Annotated in this window: 20 protein-coding genes; 10 read left to right on the top strand and 10 right to left on the bottom strand. The window is 61.8% G+C overall.

Translation table 11 applies throughout. The features are described from left to right. Window positions 1-70 precede the first annotated feature (70 nt). Entirely contained in the window at window positions 71-442 is a 372-nt protein-coding gene (locus Q1A34_RS05535; RefSeq protein WP_300031828.1) for a hypothetical protein, read from the top strand. Window positions 443-478: 36 nt separating this feature from the next. Here Q1A34_RS05535 and Q1A34_RS05530 read toward each other — a convergent pair whose 3' ends face one another. Together Q1A34_RS05530 and metF are read right to left on the bottom strand one after the other, a co-directional pair. Next, on the bottom strand, window positions 479-961 hold the full coding sequence (locus Q1A34_RS05530) for a PaaI family thioesterase (protein WP_300031826.1): 483 nt from the start codon (window positions 959-961) through the stop codon (window positions 479-481). Window positions 962-1,023: 62 nt separating this feature from the next. Then, window positions 1,024-1,893 carry a methylenetetrahydrofolate reductase [NAD(P)H] gene (gene metF / locus Q1A34_RS05525; RefSeq protein WP_300031824.1) on the bottom strand — a complete coding sequence of 290 codons (870 nt, stop codon included), beginning with the start codon at window positions 1,891-1,893 and terminating at the stop codon, window positions 1,024-1,026. Between the two features lie 88 nt (window positions 1,894-1,981). On the opposite strand from metF, the gene Q1A34_RS05520 reads away from it, so the two are divergent. Both Q1A34_RS05520 and Q1A34_RS05515 read left to right on the top strand, forming a co-directional pair. Further along, a complete protein-coding gene (locus Q1A34_RS05520) occupies window positions 1,982-2,887 on the top strand; it encodes a LysR family transcriptional regulator (protein ID WP_300031822.1) in 906 nt (301 codons plus the stop codon). A gap of 93 nt (window positions 2,888-2,980) precedes the next feature. Next, complete coding sequence (locus tag Q1A34_RS05515; RefSeq protein ID WP_300031820.1) at window positions 2,981-4,132, top strand: DUF3095 domain-containing protein; 1,152 nt, start codon at window positions 2,981-2,983, stop codon at window positions 4,130-4,132. A 95-nt stretch (window positions 4,133-4,227) separates the two neighbouring features. Here Q1A34_RS05515 and Q1A34_RS05510 read toward each other — a convergent pair whose 3' ends face one another. From Q1A34_RS05510 to ccmI, 4 genes are all read right to left on the bottom strand, one after another. Then, window positions 4,228-5,139: a VPLPA-CTERM sorting domain-containing protein gene (locus Q1A34_RS05510; RefSeq protein ID WP_300031818.1), complete on the bottom strand. Its 912-nt coding sequence runs from the start codon at window positions 5,137-5,139 to the stop codon at window positions 4,228-4,230. Window positions 5,140-5,447: 308 nt separating this feature from the next. After that, entirely contained in the window at window positions 5,448-5,678 is a 231-nt protein-coding gene (locus tag Q1A34_RS05505) for a DUF1289 domain-containing protein (protein WP_300031816.1), read from the bottom strand. Further along, entirely contained in the window at window positions 5,675-6,166 is a 492-nt protein-coding gene (gene ruvX / locus Q1A34_RS05500; protein WP_300031814.1) for a Holliday junction resolvase RuvX, read from the bottom strand. The genes Q1A34_RS05505 and ruvX overlap by 4 nt, the downstream gene beginning before the upstream one ends. Continuing rightward, complete coding sequence (ccmI, locus tag Q1A34_RS05495) at window positions 6,163-7,392, bottom strand: c-type cytochrome biogenesis protein CcmI (RefSeq protein WP_300031812.1); 1,230 nt, start codon at window positions 7,390-7,392, stop codon at window positions 6,163-6,165. The genes ruvX and ccmI overlap by 4 nt, the downstream gene beginning before the upstream one ends. A 223-nt stretch (window positions 7,393-7,615) precedes the next feature. Between ccmI and Q1A34_RS05490 the strand changes: the two genes are divergently transcribed. Further along, on the top strand, window positions 7,616-8,860 hold the full coding sequence (locus Q1A34_RS05490) for a sarcosine oxidase subunit beta family protein (protein WP_300031810.1): 1,245 nt from the start codon (window positions 7,616-7,618) through the stop codon (window positions 8,858-8,860). 2 nt (window positions 8,861-8,862) lie between these two features. On the opposite strand, the gene Q1A34_RS05485 is transcribed toward Q1A34_RS05490, so the two are convergent. The 3 genes from Q1A34_RS05485 to Q1A34_RS05475 are packed head-to-tail and all read right to left on the bottom strand — an operon-like array spanning window position 8,863 to window position 9,471. Next, window positions 8,863-9,024 carry a hypothetical protein gene (locus Q1A34_RS05485; protein ID WP_300031809.1) on the bottom strand — a complete coding sequence of 54 codons (162 nt, stop codon included), beginning with the start codon at window positions 9,022-9,024 and terminating at the stop codon, window positions 8,863-8,865. A 54-nt stretch (window positions 9,025-9,078) separates the two neighbouring features. Continuing rightward, a complete protein-coding gene (locus Q1A34_RS05480; protein ID WP_300031807.1) occupies window positions 9,079-9,273 on the bottom strand; it encodes a hypothetical protein in 195 nt (64 codons plus the stop codon). 3 nt (window positions 9,274-9,276) lie between these two features. Next, window positions 9,277-9,471 (bottom strand): hypothetical protein, encoded by a 195-nt coding sequence (locus Q1A34_RS05475; protein ID WP_300031805.1) that lies wholly within the window; start codon window positions 9,469-9,471, stop codon window positions 9,277-9,279. A gap of 191 nt (window positions 9,472-9,662) precedes the next feature. Here Q1A34_RS05475 and Q1A34_RS05470 point away from each other — a divergent pair, with 191 nt between their 5' ends. From Q1A34_RS05470 to Q1A34_RS05445, 6 genes are all read left to right on the top strand, one after another. Next, the gene (locus Q1A34_RS05470; RefSeq protein WP_300031803.1) at window positions 9,663-9,866 is read left to right on the top strand and encodes a hypothetical protein; all 204 of its coding nucleotides are present in this window, start codon (window positions 9,663-9,665) and stop codon (window positions 9,864-9,866) included. 90 nt (window positions 9,867-9,956) lie between these two features. Next, complete coding sequence (locus Q1A34_RS05465; RefSeq protein WP_300031801.1) at window positions 9,957-10,286, top strand: sarcosine oxidase subunit delta; 330 nt, start codon at window positions 9,957-9,959, stop codon at window positions 10,284-10,286. Further along, entirely contained in the window at window positions 10,283-13,297 is a 3,015-nt protein-coding gene (locus Q1A34_RS05460; RefSeq protein ID WP_300031799.1) for a sarcosine oxidase subunit alpha family protein, read from the top strand. Before Q1A34_RS05465 ends, Q1A34_RS05460 begins: the two co-directional genes overlap by 4 nt. After that, window positions 13,290-13,862 carry a sarcosine oxidase subunit gamma gene (locus Q1A34_RS05455; RefSeq protein ID WP_300031797.1) on the top strand — a complete coding sequence of 191 codons (573 nt, stop codon included), beginning with the start codon at window positions 13,290-13,292 and terminating at the stop codon, window positions 13,860-13,862. The genes Q1A34_RS05460 and Q1A34_RS05455 overlap by 8 nt, the downstream gene beginning before the upstream one ends. A 92-nt stretch (window positions 13,863-13,954) precedes the next feature. Beyond that, a complete protein-coding gene (locus Q1A34_RS05450) occupies window positions 13,955-14,362 on the top strand; it encodes a hypothetical protein (RefSeq protein ID WP_300031795.1) in 408 nt (135 codons plus the stop codon). Window positions 14,363-14,451: 89 nt separating this feature from the next. Then, window positions 14,452-15,051, top strand: coding sequence for a superoxide dismutase (locus Q1A34_RS05445; RefSeq protein WP_300031793.1), 600 nt, complete (start codon window positions 14,452-14,454; stop codon window positions 15,049-15,051). A gap of 390 nt (window positions 15,052-15,441) precedes the next feature. Here Q1A34_RS05445 and Q1A34_RS05440 read toward each other — a convergent pair whose 3' ends face one another. Beyond that, complete coding sequence (locus tag Q1A34_RS05440) at window positions 15,442-15,993, bottom strand: TIGR00730 family Rossman fold protein (protein ID WP_300031791.1); 552 nt, start codon at window positions 15,991-15,993, stop codon at window positions 15,442-15,444. Window positions 15,994-16,079: the final 86 nt, after the last annotated feature.

The raw sequence follows: 16,079 nt of genomic DNA, 5'->3' as shown, positions 1-16,079 counted from the left end.
AGGTGTCACGCCATCTTGTGGCCATGATCCTGCACCAGACTGCCCTGCGCGGGGCAGGGAGGATCCTGACATGATACGACAAACAGCTGCCGCACTGCTGTTGGCAGGCTCTGTCGCACCGGCAAAGGCGGGCCAGCCCATCGGCGAGAGCATGGTGGCATGCGGAGCGTTGTATTCGGTTGCCGCAGAATGGGTGTCGCCGGGGTCTGCTGCGGAACGCCTGACGCAGGCCGCAGAGGTCTGGGCAGCGGCAGCCTATACGCGGGCAGAAAGGGAAGGGCGCAGCGATCCACGCGTCTGGGTCTCGGATCTGTGGCGCAGCAAATGCAACGACTGGTCGGAAAAGGGCACCGCTTATGTCTTCAGTCAGGACTTCCGGGACTGGACCGCCTATTGCCGCGCGCTGGCCCGGCACGAAGGGCTGGAGACAGGCTCCCGGTAACGCGCAGCGCGCGCACTCCTGAGGCCGTGCGAAACCTCAGGCGACCTTCATGATGATGCAGGTGGTGGAGCCGGTGGCATAGACCTTGCCATCCTCGCGCCCGCGGATGTCGGCATGGGCCACACCCGTCGAGCGACCTACATGATCGACCACTGCGACACAGTCCACCACCGTGCCGGGACGGATCGCGCGGGTGATATTCACTTTGTATTCCAGCGTGGTATAGACCGACCCCTTTGGCACCATCGTCATCACGGCACATCCCAGGGCACTGTCGAGCAGCGCACCGTACCAGCCGCCGTGCACCGCGCCGCTGGGGTTCATCGCGGCGAAGGTGGGCACGCCGCTGAACCGGACACGGCCTTCCTCCACCTCATGGAGGTCGAAATTCAGGGTTTCGGCAATCGGGGCGCCCGCGATCTCGCCCCTGAGGATGCCCTGCATGAACGCGAGACCGGACATGCTGATGATCTTTTCAGGGGGCAGCAGGTCAGCGGGGGATTGTGCGGCATACGGCATGGCGGGCTCCGGCGGTTTGGGGTCAGCCGGAAGGTAGCAGTCTGCTGTCCGCACTCAAGGGGTTACGCGACGTCCCGCACCCCTGTGACCGCCTGGGTGACGCCCAGTGCGTGGCAGATCTCGCGGGTCAGTTCGGGGCGGTTAAGCGTGTAGAAATGCAGCGCGTCCACGCCCTCGTCCACCAGCTCCGAGCACATTTCGGTGCAGACCGCGCGGGCCAGCAGGTCGTGCCGGTCATCGCGCATTGCGGTTTCAAACGCCTGATCGAGCCAGGCGGGAACGGTTGCCCCGCAGCGTGCGGCAAAGGCGCGGGCGTTTTTCCAGTTGGTCACCGGCAGGATGCCGGGGGTGATCGGCGCGTCGATTCCCGCTTTGACGCAGGCATCGCGGAACCGCAGAAAAGTCTCAGCCTCGAAAAAGAACTGGGTGATCGCCTCTGCAGCGCCCGCGTCGATCTTGGCCTTGAGCCAGTCGATATCGGCCTGGCGGCTGGCGGCTTCGGGATGTTTTTCGGGATAGGCACCAACGCGCAGGGTAAACTGGCCGGTGTCCGCCAGCGCGCTGATCAGATCAACCGAACTGGCAAAGCCGTCTGCATGCGAGGTAAAACCGTCGCTGCCCTCGGGCGGGTCGCCGCGCAGCGCGACCAGATCGGTCACGCCTGCCTTTGCAAAGCGCTGCGCTGTGGCGAGCGTTTCCGCACGTGTGGCACCCACACAGGTCAGATGTGCTGCGACGGGCAGACCAGAGGTTTTGCGCAGCGTATAGGCCGCGTCATGGGTCAGATCACGGGTGGAGCCGCCCGCGCCATAGGTCACCGAGAAAAAGCGCGGCTCCAGCGGGGCCAGGGCCTGGGCAGTATCCCACAGACGAAACGATGCGTCGATGGATCTGGGGGGAAAAACCTCGAATGAAACGGCGGGGGCGGACATAAGTGAAGGCTCCTTTGATTTCGTCTCTTGTGCCATATCCAGAAAAATGAAACAAACTCATAACTTTCATCTTTAACATGAGTTCGGTATGCATATTGAGTTCCGCCATCTGCGCACGATCCAGGCGATCCATCAGGCAGGCGGGCTGGCGCGGGCCGCTGATCTGCTGCACATCACCCAGTCGGCGCTGAGCCATCAGATCAAGGGGCTGGAGGATCAGGCGGGGGTTGAGCTGTTTGTGCGCCGTTCCAAGCCGCTGAAGCTGTCACCGGCCGGTCACCGGCTGCTGAAACTGGCCGAACAGGTGCTGCCGCAGGTCCAGGCGCTGCAGGACGAGTTCAGCGGTCTGCGGGCGGGCAGTACGGGGCGCATGCATATCGCCATCGAATGCCACGCCTGTTTCGAGTGGCTCTTTCCGGTGCTGGAGCAGTTCCGCCGTCACTGGGGCGAGGTGGATGTGGACATTCGCCCGGGCCTTGCCTTTGACGCGCTGCCCGCGCTTCTGAAAGAGGAAGTGGACCTTGTGGTCTCTTCTGATCCGGAAGATCTGCCAGGCGTCGAGTTCGTCGAACTCTTTGATTATGCGCCGGTTTTTGTGGCCTCGAGCGCGCATCCGCTGGCGCAGAAACCCTTTGTCGAGGCGGCTGATTTTCGCGGCGAGACACTGATCACCTATCCGGTGGAACGCACCCGGCTGGATGTCTTCAGCCAGTTGCTGATCCCCGCCAAGGTTGAGCCTGCGGCCATCCGCCAGGTGGAACTGACGGCGGTTATTCTGCTGCTGGTGGCGTCTAACCGGGGCGTGTCTGTCCTGCCGGACTGGGTCGTGCGGGAGGTGAAATACTCGTCAGATTATGTGACGCGGCCCCTGACGGCGCAGGGGATCACACGCCGTCTTTATGCTGCCGTGCGCCGCGATGATCTGGACAAGCCGTTTATGCAGCAGCTGCTGAAACTGGCCGGTGAAGAGGCGCGCAAACTGCAGGCGGTCTGAGCGGGCGGCCCCCCCCATTTTATCCTGACCGCATGATATGATACCCTTTTTTCCAGGGGTGTCAGCGGGGATGCCAGTGGGTGGCAGGTGAGTATGGGGACAGGTAAAGAGTTTTACGCCGGGCTGCCGCGTACCGCTGCCTTTGACAATCTGTGCAATCCGGCCTGCTTTACACCTGTTCCCGAAGACTGGCTTGTCGGGGTCTCTGATGTGGTCAATTCCACGATCGAAGTGGCGAACGGGCGCTACAAGACAGTCAACATGGTGGGTGCTGCGGTCATTTCGGCGCAGATCAACGCGTCGGACGGTGTGCCCTTTCCTTTTGTTTTTGGAGGTGATGGCGCGACATTTGCCATCTGGCCCGGGCAGGCAGGCGTGGCCGAAGAGGCGCTGCGCGCGGTGCAGCGCTGGGCTGCGGACGAGTTCGGGATCGGTTTGCGGGCAGGTCTTGTGCCTGTGCGCGACATACTTGCGGCAGGTCTGAGCATTGGTGTAGCACGCTATCAGGCGTCTGAAACCGCAGATTATGCGATGTTCAACGGCGGCGGTGTTTCCTGGGCGGAAAATGCCCTGAAATCATCAGACTATGGGTTTGAACCGGCACCCGAAGGCACCGTGCCCGACCTGACCGGTCTGTCGTGCCGCTGGTCGCCGACCACCGCGAGAAACGGGACAATTCTGTCGCTGGTGCTGCAGCCCGTGGGCGGGGTGGATGGTGCGGAGTTTACCGCCATTGCGCGTCAGGTTATCGAGCTGGCGCAGGGTCTGGAGCGGGGCGGGCATCCGGTCCCTGTTGAAGGTCCCGGATCCCGGTGGCCGCCGCCCGGGGTCAGCCTGGAGGCGCATGCCTCAAAGGGCACGGGCGCGTTCTGGGCCGCGCGTCTCAGAGTGCTGTCGGAGACCATGGTGGCCTGGTTGCTGATGCGCACCGGGATCACACTGGGCGGTTTCAGCGCGGGACACTATGCGCGCACGGTGTCGCGCAATTCGGATTTTCGTAAATACGACGACGGGCTGAAAATGACGCTGGATTGCGACAGGGAAACTCTGCGTCAGATCAGGGAGTTACTTGCAAAGGCAGAAGCTGATCGGCTGGTCAGCTATGGTGTGTTTGAACAGGATCAGGCGATGATGACCTGTATCGTTCCGTCGGTGATGACCGATGACCATATCCATTTCATCGACGGCGCTTCCGGCGGCTACACGCAGGCTGCGACCATGATGAAAAAGAAAAAGAAATCCTGACGCGGGGTCGATGGTCTGGTTTCAAAGCGGCGCGCCCGATGAACCTGCGAACGCCCTGAGTTGCCGGGTACTGAACGGGTGGTCGCTGATCCGGATCAGGATGCGCGGTTTTTCGCCCTGCGACCCGCGAGCGCGCCGAGACCTGCCAGCAACAGCCATCCGCTGGCTGGCAGCGGCACGGCGCTCAGATCGTCGTCATCATCGTCATCGGGGATTTCGGCGTATTCGTACTCAATCCAGAAATCGATGTCCCAGAACAGTCTCGTCTTCACGTCGGCAACACATTCTCTGACAAAGCTGCCGATGGAGGCGTCGCAATCGATCCAGCCGCCTGAATCAAAGAGCTTTGCTGTCAGCGTCAGGTCAATTCTGGAATTGCGGGTCAGACTGTCGAGATCAGTGAGAACCTGGCTGCCGGGATTCGACCAGGTGGTGAAATCACCCCACATGAACGAGGGATGTTGCACGGCGCCGACATCCGGGTTTTCGGGATTGAAGTCATATTCACCGTCGCGCACCACCTGGGGTGTGCCAAGGGTGCGCTTGCTGTCTGTGCCCAGGACGGAGAGCTGCAACTGGCCTTTGGCGACGTCCTTGTCCCCTTTGCCTGCGTTGTTGCGCAGATCGATATTCCGGCAATCGCGACCGTCGCTCCGCAGGCTGGCGTCCAGGCAACGCACGTTTCGAAACTCCGTAAACGCGGAGACTGCCCGGGTATAGGACCAGTGCAGGCTGGCGCCGGTCAGAGTGCCCCGGCTGTTGTCAAAGCCCTGCAGGTTGTACCGTCTGGAAACGGTGTAGTCCCTGTATTCAGCGTCGGTGTGAGGTACGGCACCGCCGTCCAGGCTCAGGGTCTGGGTAATGGTATCCGCGCTGCGCAATACATCAGTCGTATACGTCGCGGCCGACGCCTGCGTTGTGCTCAGCGTGCCGGCGAGAAGGGCCAGTGTTGCCGCGGCAGACATGAGCAAAGGCACGCGCGCTGCGCGGTTGGTTGAAACATTCATCAGTGCCTATCCTATGGGACGTTCTGTCGTCCGGTTATTCCGCGAAAAACCCGCGATCATTGAAAAATCCTTTTGCTAAAACCAAACCTTTTCAGGTGGTGCAGGATGACTATTGAGCGGTTACCTGCACAAAGCAAGCATTTCGAAGGTTTTCAGCGCGGAATGATTTTTGAGCGCGGGGCAGGGCGGCCCGGGTGTGAATTCAGCCGAATGCAGGTTCGGGTTCAGTCCGCCCGAAGCGCGCGTTTCACGCAGTATGTTCGCCCGGGTGCGTCGTTGTCTGCCCGCCTGCAGTGTCGCAGCGCGGTTCAGCGCGCAAGCCGCGCGGCCCGACCGCCCCGGCGTTTTGTCAGCTTTCCCGCACGGGCGGGCAGCTCTGCGATCACGGCGCGGCGGTCTTCCCTGGACATACGCGACCACTGTGTGATCTCGTCGATGGATCGCAGACAGCCGGTGCACAGACGTGCCTCGGGGTGGACAACGCAGATTTTCACACAGGGGCTTTCGATTTCGTCACGCTGCCAGATGTCGTCTGTCATGTCGTTCCCTTTTCTGCACGCAGCACGCGGATGCGGTCCAATGCCCCCTGCAGGATATATCCGGCGGCCACGTGGTCGATGACCTCTGCGCGACGTTTCCGTGACGTATCCGCCTCCAGCAGCGCGCGCTCGGCGGCGACGGTCGAAAGACGCTCATCCCAGAAAGTCACCGCAAGGTCAAACCCCTCCAGCCGGTCGAGATTACGTGCAAAGGCGCGGGTCGACTGGCAGCGCGGCCCCTCTGAGCCGTCCATGTTGCGCGGCAGCCCCAGAACGACGCCGCCGATCCGCCGGTCTGAGAGTATTTTCATCAGCGCCGCAGCGTCTGTGCCGAATTTTTTACGCCGGATCGTTTCCAGTGGTGTCGCGACCGACATAAAGGTGTCAGAGACCGCAACGCCGATCGTGGCGGTGCCCAGATCCAGCCCGGCGAGCCCCTGAGCCGGGGGCAGGGCCTCCAGAAACCCGCTCATGTCTTCAAAGATCATTCGACAACCTGCGCCCGCTGGCCTGCCCGCAGCAGCAGATCCAGCGCACGGGTATCATCGCCAAAGACCTGAACGGCGTTGTCATAGACCGCGCGGGCCTGGCCCTGCTGGCCCAGCACACCAAGGGCGGTGATCAGCTGCGCCCAGTCCTCGACCGGGCCGCCTTCGGTTGCAAGGCGACTGGAGAGGCCGGAGACCATATTGCCGATCATTTCCATGCGCTCAGCAGGACTCATGTCCTGCGCGGCTTCGATGTCGGCCTGCGACGGGCCCCGCCCGCCGCCGATTTCTGGGATCTGGTAGTTGACGCCCGCGCGGATCGCCATGTCGTCAATCTGCGCCAGCACCGGCTGGATCCAGGGCGCGTCAGGCGGGCCTTCGCGCAGCAGCCTGTCCCACACGCGGAACGCCTGGTCGGGGCGTCCGGTCTGGGCCAGCATCAGACCGATGTAATAGCGCGCCGTGCCATTGGTCTCGTCCATTGCCAGCGCGGTTGTCAGGGCCTCTTCGGCCTCGGGGGAGACATAGCCGCCCGCTGCCAGCACCAGCATATCCGCATGATTGGTGAAATCCGTCACATCCGCGTCCGGCCCCTTGATGCGGATGATTTCGGCCAGCGCTTTAGCCGCTGCGGGGAAGTTGTTGAGATTGGCCTCGTTCTGGGCCAGCAGCGTCAGACCCTGAAGATCATCCGGACGCTGTGCGACGGTCGCGCGCAGTTGCTCGACCAGGGCGACGTAATCCGGGCCTGCATCCGCCGGGGTGCGGATCGGGGGCAGGCCGGCCTCTGCCGTTGCCTGCGAGGGGCGGTCCGCGCGCAGTGCCTCCGCCATCTCGATGCGGTCTTTGAGGCCCAGATCACCGTATCCCGGCGCGCCAAGCCGGGTATAGAGCCCGACACTGCCGCCGATGAGCAGTACGGCGAGCAGGGCGGCCACAAGCCCGGGCGCCCCTTTTTTGTCGTCCTCGCCTGCTTCTTCGACCTGCAGGGCGGCATCGGCGGCAAGGATGCGGCGCGACACCTCGGCGCGCACGCGTTCGGCATCCGCCGGGCTGACCACACCGCGCGCCAGGTCCTTTTCCACTTCGCGCAGCTGGTCGCGGTAGACGCGCAGATCATAGGCCGCCGCAGGCTCAGCGCCCGCAGCACGCGGGGCGCGCATCGCGAGCGCGATGAGCACTGAAATAACGACTGCCAGTCCGGCAGTGATGATCCAGAAAGCCATGGTGTTCCCTTCCAACGCGCGCTCAGATGTAGCCGCTGTGCGCCCGGGTAAAAAGGGGCAAAAGGCCACGCCCCCGTCACAGCTGCGTCAATTGCACGCCGTGTCGCAAACATGTCAGGATGTGACGCGCTCAGTATCCTCTTTTCCACAGGGAACGGCAGAAGAGAGTGAACCTTAGCACCGGTGCGATTCCGGTGCGCAGCCATGTTCGGGGACCGGTGCCATGAAACGCTATTCTGTCTTTGCTGTTGCGCGCGAGGCCGCACGTTACCACACGGGCTGGGAACGGGCCTGGCGCAAGGCGGAACCAAAGAAGAAATACGATGTGATCATCATCGGCGGCGGCGGGCACGGGCTGGCCACGGCCTATCATCTGGGCAAACGGTTCGGCATCAAAAACGTCGCCATTCTGGAAAAGGGCTGGCTGGGCGGTGGCAACACCGGACGCAACACAACGATCATCCGCTCGAACTACCTGCAGGACCCGTCGGCAGCGCTCTATGAAAAGTCGCGGTCTCTCTACGAGACGATGAGCCAGGATCTGAACTATAACGTCATGTTCAGCCCGCGCGGCGTGATCATGCTGGCCCAGACGCATCACGAGGTGCGGGGCTATCAGCGTACGGCGCATGCCAATGCGCTCCAGGGCGTGACAACCGAATGGATCACCCCAACCCGTGTGAAAGAGCTGGTGCCGATCATGAATATCGCCGGGCCGCGTTATCCGGTGCTGGGCGGGCTGTGGCAGGCGCGCGGCGGCACGGCGCGCCATGATGCGGTCGCCTGGGGCTATGCGCGGGCGTGCTCGGACATGGGCATGGACGTCATCCAGCAGTGCGAGGTCACGGCCGTCCGCCGCGAGGGGGGCAAAGTCGTCGGTGTGGACACGAACCGCGGTGCGATTGACTGCGACAAGCTGGGCATCGTGGTGGCGGGCAATTCAGGCCATGTTGCCGGGCTGGCAGGCTTCCGGTTGCCGATTGAGAGTGTGGCGCTGCAGGCGCTGGTCAGCGAGCCGATCAAACCCTGCATGGATGTGGTTGTGATGGCCAACACGGTTCACGGCTATCTGTCGCAGTCCGACAAGGGCGAGATGGTCATCGGTGGCGGCACCGACGGGTATAACAACTACACGCAGCGCGGATCGTTCCACCATATCGAGGAAACCGTGCGCGCGCTGATCGAGACCTTTCCGATGCTGAGCCGTCTGAAAATGCTGCGCCAGTGGGGCGGGATCGTGGATGTGACGGGTGACCGCTCGCCCATCCTGTCGAAAACGCCGGTGGAGAATGTGTTTATCAACTGCGGCTGGGGCACCGGCGGGTTCAAGGCCACACCCGGGTCCGGCTGGGCCATGGCCGAGCTGATCGCCAAAGGGCACGGGCCGCTGACGGATGAGTTTGGCCTCGACCGGTTCCGTGAGGGCAGGTTTATCGACGAATCCGTGGCTGCGGGGGTGGCGCACTGATGTCAGATGCTGTCGCCACCGCCGCCGGCCCTCTGATCCCGGCTGCTATCACCCAGCTTAGCCAGGCCGCTGTCGGAGTGGTGACGGGCGTTTCGCGCCGACATCACGTTTGCCACGATTGCGAGGATGGCGAGACCTCCGAAGATCAGCAGTGCGTCATGCATTCAGTTGAGGCTCCGTTTGCTTCGGATCCACGTTGGATCTTAAAAGCTTCAGGTTCAGTCCGGCGGACGGGACGTTTCGCGACCGGTCATTTCATGCACCGTGCGGATGGCCTGGCGGTCGGCCTCGGTCTGCGGGCCCGCTGCATTGAGGTCATGGGCCAGCAGGGTACGCTTTTTGCGGCGCTCCCAGATTGCAATGGAAACACCGGCGACGAAAATCACTACCGAGAGCCAGAACAGCCACTTCACAGGTCAGTCGTGCCTGCCACGGGTGCTGTTGCCTTCGCCCGCCGCGCTGCCGAAAGCGATCAGATCGCTGACGTCGATTTCGCGTCCGCCGCGGGCCGCTTTACGGGCGGCAATGCCGCGCCGTTCGATGACCAGCATCACAATGGCAACGGCGGCAATACAGCCGAACACCACAACAGCCATCATTTCCTTGCTCATCGCGATTCTCCTGCTGATCTGCGTGCCACCTTTATAACCGATCCGGGCCTGTCGTCCAAACCGGCAACAGACAGCCGACGCAGAACCACCCGTTTGGCCGGGTGCCGCCCAAACCGGCCGGGGATTTCCGCCTGGATTGCAGCGCATGCGCCAGGTGCCACACTGGCCTCCCGTAACAAGGAGACAGACCAATGGCTGACTATACAACACACAGTGACGGCATCAGCGGCAAAGGCATCCTTATCGCGCTCGGCGTTATCGGCGCCTTCGTGGTGCTGCTGGCGGTTCTCGGCACGGGTACAGTGCCCGTCGACCCTGATGCAGCAGACGCACCGGCTGCCATCCAGACTGCGCCCGCCGCAGCGGATGATCCCGCACCGGCCGTCTTCGAATAACCTGGAAAACATAATGCAGACCGTCCTGGGCGGGTGTCTTTCGGCGCCCGCCCTTTTTGCGGCCTGTGACCAGCACGGTGGAGGCACATTATGCTGATCCTGACCTGTCCTGTCTGCGGTGTCACCGCAGAGGAAACCGAGTTTCACGCAGGTGGCGAGGCGCATCTGAAGCGGTTCGGCCCGGGCAGTTCGGAGCAGGACTTTGAGGAATACCTCTTTATGCGGGAAAACCCGCGCGGGGTGCATTTTGAGCGCTGGCGCCACGTCTATGGCTGCGGCAAGTGGTTTCATGCTGCGCGCTGCACAACCACGCTGGAGGTCTTTGGCACCTATCCCGCCCAGACCCTGGAGCCGCCTGCGGATCTGTGCAAATCCATATCGAAAAAACGCCCCGGCTGGTCCTGGAGGGAATTCTCATGAGCGCACGTATCGGGACGAACGGCCGGTTGCTGAACCGGGACCGCGCGGTGACCTTTTCGTTTAACGGGCGCGAGATGCGCGGCTTTGAGGGGGACACACTTGCCTCGGCCCTGCTGGCCAATGACCAGATGCTGGTGGGCCGGTCGTTCAAATACCACCGTCCGCGCGGGATTGTGGCCTCGGGCGCGGAAGAGCCCAACGGCCTGGTCAATATGGGCGAAGGCAACCGGTTCGAGCCGAACCAGCGCGTCACAACGACCGAGCTTTTTGACGGGCTGACCGCGCGCAGCCAGAACCACTGGCCGAGCCTGGAATTTGACGTGGGCGCGATCAATACCAAACTGGCGCGCTTTCTGCCCGCGGGTTTCTATTACAAGATGTTCATCCACCCCAGGCCGCTGTGGAAACACGTTTATGAGCCGTTCATCCGCCAGTCTGCGGGTCTGGGCCAGGCCCCCAAAGAGGCCGACGCAGATACCTACGAGCATTTCTATGCCTTTTGCGATGTGCTGGTTGTCGGCGGGGGGATTGCGGGGCTTCTGGCCGCACGCGCCGCGGCGCAATCCGGCGCCAAAGTCATCGTGATGGAGCAGACACCGCACTGGGGCGGACGGGCCCCGGTCGACGGCGGCACGGTCAGTGGCAGCCCTGTGGATGAATTTGTGGAGCAAATCGTGTCAGAACTGGACGCGATGCCCAATGTGACGATGCGCACCCGCACAATGGGCGCGGGTGTTTACGACCACGGATATGTTCTGGGCTATGAGCAACTGCGTGATAACGCGCCGGAAAAACCGGGCCCACGACACCGTTTGTGGCGTATCCGTGCGGCTCAGATTGTTACCGCTACAGGTGCGATTGAGCGGCCATTGTCCTTTGCCGGCAATGATATTCCGGGGGTGATGCTGGCCTCGGCTGTGCGGGATTATCTGGTCAATTTCGGGGTTTCTGCAGGTGACCGGACGGTTGTCGTCACCAACAACGATGACGCTTACCTTACGGCATTCGCCTTGAATCATGCAGGTCTGCAGGTCAGCGCGATCCTCGATGCCCGGTCGATAGACAGCGACAGCCCCGCCATGCAGCAGGCGCGCGGTCTGGGCATCCGGGTGCTGACCGGGCACGGGATTTCGACGGTCAAAGGCGGCAAGCGTGTCAGCGCGGTTGAGGTCTGCCGCCAGGACGGCAACGGGTCTGTAACAGAAGAGATCGCCTGTGACGCTGTCGCCATGTCGGGGGGCTGGTCACCGGTCGTGCATCTGTGGTCACACTGTGGCGGCAAACTGACCTGGGACAGCGATCAGGCGATGTTCCGCCCGGATGTGGATAAAGCGCCGACGGGTGCCACAGGAGCGCCCTTTGTGAAGGCAGCTGGCAGCGCTAACGGGCTGATGTCACTGGCTGAAACAGTTTCGGACGCGGATGCTGCGGGCAAGGCTGCGGCCAGGGCTGCGGGCTTTACACCAAAGCGGACCAAAGCACCGGTTGGCGAGAGCGCGGATGAGGCGCCGATGCAGCCTGTCTGGCTGATGCCCGCACAGGCCGATTACCATCACCGGGCCAAGGCGTGGCTGGACTATCAGAACGATGTGAAGGTCAGCGATGTGCAGCTTGCAGCCCAGGAGGGCTTTGAGAGTGTGGAGCATACCAAGCGCTATACCACGCTGGGCATGGCCACGGATCAGGGCAAGCTGAGCAACATCAACGGGCTGGCCACGCTGGCCGGCGCACTGGATGCGGACATTCCACAGGTGGGCACGACGACCTTCCGCCCGCCCTATACGCCGATTTCGATGGCATCTGTCGCAGGCGAGGCGCGCGGCGATGTGTTCCAGCCCATCCGCCGCACACCGATGCACCAGTGGCACGAGGCCAATGGCGCGCACTGGGAGCCGGTGGGGCAATGGCGTCGACCCTATGCCTATCTGCGGGAGGGCGAGACCGTTTCGGCAGCGGTGAACCGCGAGGTGCTGAACACGCGGCGGAACCTCGGCCTGCTGGATGCCTCGACGCTGGGCAAGATCATTGTCAAAGGCCCCGACGCGGCGAAGTTCATGGACATGATGTACACCAACATGATGTCCACGCTGAAACCGGGCAAATGCCGCTATGGTCTGATGTGTTCGGAAAACGGTTTCCTGATTGATGACGGCGTTGTGGCGCGTATCGATGAGGACACCTTCCTGTGCCATACAACAACGGGCGGCGCTGACAGCATCCACCAGCATATGGAAGAATGGCTGCAGACCGAATGGTGGGACTGGAACGTCTGGGTGGCCAATGTGACCGAACAATACGGTCAGGTGGCTGTGGTCGGTCCCAATGCGCGCAAAGTGCTGGAAACGCTGGGCGGTATGGATGTGTCGCGCGACGCTCTCGGGTTCATGGAATGGAAAGACGGCCAGATCGGCGGGTTTGCCTGCCGGGTGTACCGGATCTCCTTTTCCGGTGAGCTGAGCTATGAAATCGCGGTGGATGCCGGGCAGGCGCGCGCCTTCTGGGATGCGCTGATGACGGCGGGTGAAGCCTTTGGTGCGATGCCTTACGGCACGGAATGTCTGCACGTGCTGCGCGCCGAAAAGGGTTTTATCATGATCGGGGACGAGACAGACGGCACGGTCATTCCGCAGGACCTTGGCCTGAACTGGGCGATTTCAAAAAAGAAAGAGGACTTTCTGGGCAAACGCGCGCAGGAACGCAGCCATATGACTGATCCGAAACGCTGGAAGCTGGTGGGGCTGGAAACACTGTCGGGTGGTGTACTGCCGGACGGGGCCTATGCCACGGGCGAGGGCGTGAATGCCAACGGCCAGCGCAATGTGATCGGGCGGGTTACCTCGACATACTATTCGGCCACGCTGGAGCGCGGCATTGCCATGGGGCTGGTGCTGGACGGGCCGGACCGGATGGGCGAGGTGATCGAATTCCCCGGCACACAGGGGGCAACCTTCAAAGCCCGTATCGTGGGCCCGGTCTTTTACGACAAGGAAGGGGAGAAGCAGAATGTCTGAACCCATTACAGCCCTGGGCGGCGCAGTGTCACAGAATGGTATCGCAAAAGTGGCAGAGGCCGCGCGCGAGGGGATGATCACCCTGCGCGGCGATGTGACGTCGGCTGCTGTAAAAAAAGCGCTGAAGTCCGTTACTGGCGCAGCGATGCCCGGCGCGGGGCAGATGGCCACATCGGGGTCTTACACCCTGTGCTGGATGTCGCCGGATGAGGTTCTGGTGCTCTGTCCTGCCGATACTGTGGGCGACACGCTGACGGCGCTGCAAAACGCCGCCGGTACAGCGCATGTGCTGGTGGTCAACGTCACGGATGCGCGGGCGTCCTTTACCGTCGCGGGGCCGCTTGCCCGCGAGGTGATGGCAAAGCTCTGCCCCGTGGACCTGGCGCCGGGTGCCTTTGAGCCGGGGATGTTCCGGCGGACCCGTCTGGCCCAGGTGGCGGCTGCGGTCTGGATGCCGGAGGCTGAGCGTTTCCGCATCGTCTGTTTCCGGTCCCAGGCGCGATACGTGTTTGACGTGCTCTGTGTCGCCGCACAGGAAGGCAGCGCTGTGGGTGCGTTCAACTAATCATGGTTAATCAAAGCTTTACGCCTTGAAAGCAGCAAATCTCACCTTTATCAACCTGTCCTGTTGTTAACAAATAGTTGAGAGATGAGTTTATGAAGAAGCTTTTACTGGCCGCCACTGCCGCCGTCGTTTTTGCCAGCCCTGCCGCGGCTTTCAGACTGTCCTGCGAGATGCACGATCTGGGATATGGTTTTATCTCTGATTTCATGGGCTTTGAGCTCAGCGAGGACAAGAAATCAGTGATGGTCTACGGTGCTGTCATCCACCACGTTCACGGTCAGCCGATCAAGATCGCTGTGAAAGACCGGGGCAATGGGAAGTACCGTTTTTCCTACCGTCTGAATAACATTGCAGCGCGGCCCAGACCCGCAGATGTGAATTACACCGTTAATCTCAACACCAGGGCCAATACGGTGACCGTGCGCGGTCTTATGCCCGCCGTGACCAATTCGATTGCCGGCAAAGGCAAGTGCGAGGATGGCTGGGTTTCCGTGAGATAACCCGCGGTTTTTTCGATTGGCGGTTGACCTTGTCTTGATCAGCACAATCTGTAATGCACAAACTGGCAATACAAACCGAGGGGGCCCACATGGCTTTTGAACTTCCTGACCTTCCTTATGCGCATGACGCGCTGGCTGCACATGGCATGTCAGCGGAAACGCTGGAGTATCACCACGACCTGCACCACAATGCCTATGTGACCAATGGCAACAAGGCGATTGAGGGCACTGAGTGGGCCGGCAAATCGATGGAAGAGATCATCACCGGCACCTACGACGCGAACGCCGTGGCGCAGAATGGTATCTTCAACAACATCAGCCAGCTGTGGAACCACAACCAGTTCTGGGAAATGATGTCGCCGAAACCGACCGGTGTTCCGGGCGAGTTGGCAAAGGCAATCGACGAGAGCTTTGGCTCCATGGATGCTTTCAAAGAGCAGTTTTCTGCGGCGGGTGCTGGGCAGTTCGGCTCCGGCTGGTGCTGGCTGGTCAAGAATGCAGACGGCTCGCTGGCTGTGACCAAGACAGAGAATGGCGTGAACCCGCTGTGCTTTGGTCAGACGGCCCTGCTGGGCTGTGATGTCTGGGAGCATTCCTACTACATCGACTTCCGCAACAAGCGGCCGGCCTATCTGTCGAACTTCCTCGACAACCTGGTCAACTGGGAAAACGTCGCATCACGGATGTGATTTTCAACCGACAGTGAGACAATGGGCCCTGCCATCCGGCGGGGCTCTTTTTTGTGGGCCCTTATTTGTGGCGGAATGGCGGTCTGCAGCAGGTAAATGCGGTCTGGTCTGCAAAACCTGTGACATTCCGGGCACAGGCCAGCGGCAGGCTACGGACCGCGCGGCGGCTCATTGCTGTACAGTGCAGATCGGTCCCGAGCGTTTCGTTTGCGCTGACCCAAAGGGTTTTTCCAGCCCGGATGTCTGCCTGTGCGGGTGTCTGTCCGTCTCCAGAAATGGCTTGCCAGCCTGTCAGCGGCCATCGGGGCTGACCTGCCGGGCAGAGGAGACGGAAACAGCACCGGCCAGTCGTCTGATACCGCTGAGCCGGGCCCTGGGCGCCGGAGCTCTTCAGGTCAGCGCGATGCGCAGCGCGTCCCGCACGGCTGCGGCGTCCGGCACTGCGGTGTAGTAGCCATGAAGGCTTTCATCCGCAAATCCATGCCCTGTCACATGGTTCAGAAGGGCCAGAAGAGGATCCCAGTAGCCGTTTGTATTCACTAGAAAAACCGGCATTTCGTGTAACCCGAGCTGGCGCCATGTCAGTACTTCGAAGAGCTCATCCAGTGATCCCGCGCCGCCGGGCAGAACAACTACCGCATCGCAGTTCATGAACATCACTTTTTTGCGCTCGTGCATGGTTTCGGTGACCACATAAGACGTCAGATCGGTCTTTCCGACTTCCCAGTCGACCAGGTGCTGCGGAATAACACCAAAGGTTTCACCGCCTGCCTGCTGGGCCGAGCGTGCAACCGCGCCCATCAGCCCCACATCGCCTGCGCCGTACACCAGCCGCCAGCCTTCGGCTGCGATGGCATGTCCTGTGTCTGTTGCCGCCTGCATATAGGCAGGGTCATCGCCGGTGCGGGAGCCGCAGTAAACGCAGACTGATCTGGGGCGCATGGAGGGACCTTTCACTGGAAGATGTTCCGAAATTGACCGGCAGGGTTTTGACCCCTGATAGAGCAGTTGCTATGTAGGCTCAATGT

This window comes from uncultured Roseobacter sp. (genome assembly GCF_947491795.1).
Lineage (GTDB): Bacteria > Pseudomonadota > Alphaproteobacteria > Rhodobacterales > Rhodobacteraceae > Roseobacter.
This window is presented reverse-complemented; position numbering and strand designations above follow the sequence as displayed.

Excerpts from the sequence above, each read along its gene's own strand:
- Q1A34_RS05485 (WP_300031809.1), bottom strand. The coding sequence starts at position 9,024 with ATGCATGACGCACTGCTGATCTTCGGAGGTCTCGCCATCCTCGCAATC.
- Q1A34_RS05460 (WP_300031799.1), top strand. The coding sequence starts at position 10,283 with ATGAGCGCACGTATCGGGACGAACGGCCGGTTGCTGAACCGGGACCGC.
- Q1A34_RS05505 (WP_300031816.1), bottom strand. The coding sequence starts at position 5,678 with ATGACAGACGACATCTGGCAGCGTGACGAAATCGAAAGCCCCTGTGTG.
- ccmI (WP_300031812.1), bottom strand. The coding sequence starts at position 7,392 with ATGGCTTTCTGGATCATCACTGCCGGACTGGCAGTCGTTATTTCAGTG.
- Q1A34_RS05530 (WP_300031826.1), bottom strand. The coding sequence starts at position 961 with ATGCCGTATGCCGCACAATCCCCCGCTGACCTGCTGCCCCCTGAAAAG.
- metF (WP_300031824.1), bottom strand. The coding sequence starts at position 1,893 with ATGTCCGCCCCCGCCGTTTCATTCGAGGTTTTTCCCCCCAGATCCATC.
- Q1A34_RS05515 (WP_300031820.1), top strand. The coding sequence starts at position 2,981 with ATGGGGACAGGTAAAGAGTTTTACGCCGGGCTGCCGCGTACCGCTGCC.
- Q1A34_RS05535 (WP_300031828.1), top strand. The coding sequence starts at position 71 with ATGATACGACAAACAGCTGCCGCACTGCTGTTGGCAGGCTCTGTCGCA.
- Q1A34_RS05465 (WP_300031801.1), top strand. The coding sequence starts at position 9,957 with ATGCTGATCCTGACCTGTCCTGTCTGCGGTGTCACCGCAGAGGAAACC.
- Q1A34_RS05440 (WP_300031791.1), bottom strand. The coding sequence starts at position 15,993 with ATGCGCCCCAGATCAGTCTGCGTTTACTGCGGCTCCCGCACCGGCGAT.
- Q1A34_RS05450 (WP_300031795.1), top strand. The coding sequence starts at position 13,955 with ATGAAGAAGCTTTTACTGGCCGCCACTGCCGCCGTCGTTTTTGCCAGC.
- Q1A34_RS05510 (WP_300031818.1), bottom strand. The coding sequence starts at position 5,139 with ATGAATGTTTCAACCAACCGCGCAGCGCGCGTGCCTTTGCTCATGTCT.
- Q1A34_RS05520 (WP_300031822.1), top strand. The coding sequence starts at position 1,982 with ATGCATATTGAGTTCCGCCATCTGCGCACGATCCAGGCGATCCATCAG.
- Q1A34_RS05475 (WP_300031805.1), bottom strand. The coding sequence starts at position 9,471 with ATGAGCAAGGAAATGATGGCTGTTGTGGTGTTCGGCTGTATTGCCGCC.
- Q1A34_RS05455 (WP_300031797.1), top strand. The coding sequence starts at position 13,290 with ATGTCTGAACCCATTACAGCCCTGGGCGGCGCAGTGTCACAGAATGGT.
- Q1A34_RS05445 (WP_300031793.1), top strand. The coding sequence starts at position 14,452 with ATGGCTTTTGAACTTCCTGACCTTCCTTATGCGCATGACGCGCTGGCT.
- ruvX (WP_300031814.1), bottom strand. The coding sequence starts at position 6,166 with ATGATCTTTGAAGACATGAGCGGGTTTCTGGAGGCCCTGCCCCCGGCT.
- Q1A34_RS05470 (WP_300031803.1), top strand. The coding sequence starts at position 9,663 with ATGGCTGACTATACAACACACAGTGACGGCATCAGCGGCAAAGGCATC.
- Q1A34_RS05490 (WP_300031810.1), top strand. The coding sequence starts at position 7,616 with ATGAAACGCTATTCTGTCTTTGCTGTTGCGCGCGAGGCCGCACGTTAC.